This is a genomic window from Allobosea sp. 01N443 (assembly GCF_056399325.1).
In genome coordinates this window covers 1-4452 of record NZ_JBFTRC010000305.1, presented here as the reverse complement: position 1 = coordinate 4452, position 4452 = coordinate 1, and the positions used below count along the sequence as shown (strand labels likewise).

The 4452-nt window shown below is 67.2% G+C and carries 5 protein-coding genes; 4 read left to right on the top strand and 1 reads right to left on the bottom strand.

Features of this window, described 5'->3' with window-relative positions:
- The 4 genes from AC1DRP_RS35230 to pobA all read left to right on the top strand — a co-directional run.
- On the top strand, window positions 1-1370 hold a 1370-nt coding region (locus AC1DRP_RS35230), incomplete at its 5' end, for an alpha-E domain-containing protein (protein WP_476770969.1).
- Window positions 1367-2251 (top strand): transglutaminase family protein, encoded by an 885-nt coding sequence (locus tag AC1DRP_RS35225; protein WP_441506094.1) that lies wholly within the window; start codon window positions 1367-1369, stop codon window positions 2249-2251. The genes AC1DRP_RS35230 and AC1DRP_RS35225, both read left to right, overlap by 4 nt.
- Before the next feature lie 2 nt (window positions 2252-2253).
- Window positions 2254-2955 carry an HAD family hydrolase gene (locus tag AC1DRP_RS35220; protein WP_441493520.1) on the top strand — a complete coding sequence of 234 codons (702 nt, stop codon included), beginning with the start codon at window positions 2254-2256 and terminating at the stop codon, window positions 2953-2955.
- A gap of 62 nt (window positions 2956-3017) precedes the next feature.
- Entirely contained in the window at window positions 3018-4190 is a 1173-nt protein-coding gene (gene pobA, locus AC1DRP_RS35215; protein ID WP_441493519.1) for a 4-hydroxybenzoate 3-monooxygenase, read from the top strand.
- A gap of 3 nt (window positions 4191-4193) precedes the next feature.
- Here the strand turns inward: pobA and AC1DRP_RS35210 are convergent, their stop codons facing one another.
- The gene (locus AC1DRP_RS35210) at window positions 4194-4307 is read right to left on the bottom strand and encodes a winged helix-turn-helix transcriptional regulator (RefSeq protein WP_476770968.1); all 114 of its coding nucleotides are present in this window, start codon (window positions 4305-4307) and stop codon (window positions 4194-4196) included.
- Window positions 4308-4452 lie beyond the last annotated feature (145 nt).

Below are 4452 nucleotides of genomic sequence, written 5' to 3'. Positions count from 1 at the left end.
GGCTCGATGAGATGAGCATCTCGTCGGCCTTCCGCGCCTCGATCGATGGCCTCAATGGCAACACGATCCTGCCCGGCGAGTTTTCGCCTGAAGCGCGCTCGGCGTTGCAGGCGCGGATCGAGGCACGCGGGCTCGACTATGTCGGGCAGGAGATCGTGCGCCTCTCGACCATGCCGGTCTTCCAGGGCGGCCGGCTGCAGCCGCACCCGATGACGCTGCGCGTCTTCGCGGCTGCGACGCCCGACGGCTGGAAGGTGATGCCGGGTGGCTTCTGCCGCATCTCCGAGGATGTCGACGCACGCGCCGTCACGCTTGGCAATGGCGTGCGCTCCAGCGATGTCTGGATCACGTCCGACACGCCCGTCGAGCAGGTGACGCTGCTGCCAAGCGCCGACCGCATCAGCATCCGCCGCATCATCGGCACCATGCCGAGCCGCGCGGCCGACAACCTGTTCTGGCTCGGACGCTATCTCGAGCGGACCGAGGCGACCTTGCGGCTGGTGCGCGCATTGCTCGGCCGACTGATCGACGCCGACGATGCCACGCCCGAGCGGGCGGAGACGCTGCGCCGCCTCGCCAACCTGCTGATCGCCTGGGGCGCCGCCCCGACGGGCAAGGAGCATTCCACCGCCTCCCAGGCCTCTGACGCGCTGCACAGCCTTGACCAATATGGCTCCGCCCTTTCCTCCGTCCGCGAAGCGCGGCGTACGGCGTCGGTCATTCGCGAACGCCTGTCGATCGACGCCTGGCGCCTCTTCGGCGACCTGCAGCGGCAGCTGACGCTCAACGGCGACAAGCCCAGCGAGGGCGATGCCTATGAAACGGCGGACACCGCCCTGAAGACGCTCGCCGCCTTCTCGGGCCTGAGCCAGGAGAACATGGTGCGGGGTGCGGGCTGGCGCTTCCTCGATATCGGGCGGCGGCTGGAGCGTGGCATCGCGACCTGCCGCTTTGCCCGCCATTTTGCCGACTCGTCCGCGCCGGGCGATTGCCTCGACGCTCTTCTCGACCTGACCGATTCGCAGATCACGTACCGCTCCCGCTATCTGCTCGGCCCCGCGCTCGCGCCCGTGCTCGATCTCGTGATGCTCGATCCTTATAATCCGCGCTCGGTCGCCTTCCAGATCGATCGCCTCGATGTCGAGATCGCCGCGCTGCCGACGCTGAGCGAAGACGGCATGCTGGAAGCGCCGCGCCGGCTCGCGCTCAAGCTCGCTGCCGAATGCCGCACCGCCGAGGCAAGCCGCCTCGACCGCACCAGCATCCTGCTGTTCGAGCAGTTGCTGATGGGGTTGGCCGGCTCCGTGGCGGACCGCTACTTCCTGCAGAACAGCGAACCCGAAGGCTCGCGGATGACAGGCATCGCGTGATCTACGACGTCCGTCATGTCACGACCTATGCCTATAGTCGGCCTGTGCCCTTTGCACGCTGCATCCTGCGGCTGCTGCCGCGTGACGGCGTTGGCCAGAGCGTGCGCAAGAGCAGCCTGAGCGTGACGCCGCGCACCAGCGAGCGCAATGACGGGATCTGCTTCTTCGGCAACCACATGACGACCTTGACCATCACCAAGCCGCATCGCGAGCTGAAGCTCGACATGCGGGCGCGGGTCGAGGTGAACCGGCCGGCGGCGCCCTTTCCCGGGTTGACGCGCGGCTGGGAAGAGGTCGGTGCACTGGCGCTGGCGTCCAACAGCCTCGCGCCGAATTCCCCGGCGCATCAGCTTTTTCCCAGTCGGCTGGTGCCGCCGGTCGCCGAGGTGGTCGACTATGCGCGCTCCAGCTTTGCGCCGCAGCGCCCCGTGCTGGAAGCAGCGAGCGAGTTGATGCGCCGCATCCGCACGGATTTCGTCTATGATCCCGAGGCAACCGAAGTCTCGACCCCGCTGGCGGAAGCCTTCCGCCAGCGCCACGGCGTCTGCCAGGATTTCGCGCATATCATGATCGCCGGCCTGCGGGGGCTCGGCCTGCCGACAGCCTATGTCAGCGGCTATATCCGCACTATTCCGCCGCCAGGCGAGAAGCGCCTCGAAGGGGCCGATGCCAGCCATGCCTGGGTGCATCTCTGGTGCGGTCCGGAGACGGGCTGGATCGGCCTCGACCCGACGAACGACCTCGTCGTCGCCGACGATCATATCGTCACCGCGATCGGCCGCGACTATGCCGACGTCTCTCCGCTCGATGGCGTGATCGTCGGCCCCGGCACGCAAAAGGTCGGCGTCGCCGTCGATGTCATTCCGGTACAAGACGCCTGACCATGCTGCCGCTGCGTGGACTGCTCTTCGACAAGGACGGCACTCTGCTCGACTATGGTGCGAGCTGGCCGCCGATCAACCGCGAGGCCGGACTGCTGGCGGCCGACGGCGACGCGATGCTGGCCGCCGACCTGCTGCGGCGCGCTGGCGCCGATCCGGAGACCGGCCGGGCGGTGGCCGACAGCCTGCTTGCGGCCGGGAATACCGAGGAGCTGGCGCAAGCCTGGCATGAAGCGGGAAGCCCGCTCGGCATTGCCCCTCTGGTCGAGCGTCTTGATGCTCTCTTTCAGGCTGCGGTCGTGCGGATGGTTCCGGTCTGCGAGCTATCCGCGCTGTTCGAGCGCCTGCGCGCCCGCGACCTCGCGCTCGGGATCGCTTCCAGCGACAGCGCCGCAGCGGTCTCGGCCACAGCCACGCATTTCGGCATCGCGCCGCATCTCTCCTTCGTCGCGGGCTACGATTCCGGCCACGGCGCCAAACCGGGCCCCGGTATGGTGCAGGCCTTTTGCGCCGCCTGCGGGCTTGCGCCTGGCGAAGTTGCCGTGATCGGCGACAACGCCCATGACATGGAAATGGGCCGAGCGGCCGCTGCCGGCCTGCGTATCGGCGTGCTGACGGGAACTGGAACGCGCACGACGCTGGAGCCGATCAGCGATCTATGCCTCGGCAGCATCGCGGAACTGGAGATCGCGCTTTTCCCGTGATCGTTGCTATGGCAACTTAATTGCGGCTCGCCGGCTGAGTGCGAGGGTTGCAGGGAACGCTCGTGCGCACGCAGGTCGCCATCATCGGCTCGGGCCCGGCCGGGCTTCTGCTCGGCCAGTTGCTGCACAAAGCCGGCATCGACACCATCATCATCGAGCGCAAGAGCCGCGACTATGTGCTTTCACGCATTCGTGCCGGCGTGCTCGAGCAAGGCATGGTGCGGTTGCTCGAGGAGGTCGGCGCCGCGGGCCGGCTGCATGCCGAGGGCCTCAGGCATAATGGCTTCGACCTGCTCTTCGGTGGGGCGCGCCACCATGTCGACCTCGCCCGACTGACCGGCGGCCAGCACGTCACCATCTATGGCCAGACCGAAGCCACGCGCGACCTGATGGACCTGCGCGAGGCGTCCGGTGCCGCGACCGTCTTCGAGGCTGAGAACGTCGCCCTGCATGATTTCGACCGCGACAAGCCCTCCGTCACCTTCGTCAGGGATAGTCAGGCGCATCGCCTCGATTGCGAGTTCATTGCCGGTTGCGACGGATATCACGGCATTTCGCGGGCCAGCATTCCTGAGGCTGCGCTCCAGAGCTTCGAGCGGGTCTATCCCTTCGGCTGGCTCGGCATCCTCGCCGAGGTAGCACCCGTCTCGCATGAGCTGATCTATGCCGGTGATGAGCGCGGCTTCGCGCTCTGCTCGATGCGCTCGCCCCACCGCAGTCGCTACTACGTGCAGTGCTCGCTCGACGACGATGTCGGGAACTGGTCGGATCAGCGCTTCTGGGACGAATTGCGCCGGCGCCTTGATCCGGCAACCGCCGAGGCGCTCGTCACCGGCCCGTCGTTCGAGAAATCGATCGCGCCGCTGCGCTCCTTCGTCGCCGAGCCGATGCGGTTCGGGCGCCTCTTCCTGGCCGGCGATGCCGCCCATATCGTGCCGCCGACCGGCGCCAAGGGGCTCAATCTCGCGGCCAGCGACGTGCATTACCTGTCGCAGGCGCTGATCGAGCGTTTCACGGAGCGCTCATCGGCCGGGATCGACGACTATTCGGCCAGGGCCCTGGCGCGTGTCTGGAAAGCCGAACGATTCTCCTGGTGGATGACCTCGCTGCTGCACCATTTCCCGGAGAACGGCGCCTTCGCACGGCGGATGCAGCGGGCGGAGCTCGATTATCTCGTCTCGTCGGACCACGCCATGGCGGCACTGGCCGAGAACTATGTCGGCCTGCCCTATTGAAGCTCAGGCGGCTGCTTCGACCGGCGGCACATTCCGCAGATTGGCTTCGCCCCAGGCCTTGAGCGCCAGGATGATCGGCTCAAGGCTCCGACCACGCGCGGAGAGGCTGTATTCCACCGAGGCCGTGTGCAAACGCGCTATTGGGATGCCTGAGGTGTGCGCCGCGTCGTCTGCGGGTGAAGTTGGACGAGAGTCGCGGCGACCCGTTCAGGTCCGCATCGCCAGAATGAGCGGCCCAGCGCCAAGGATGGCGATCACTCTC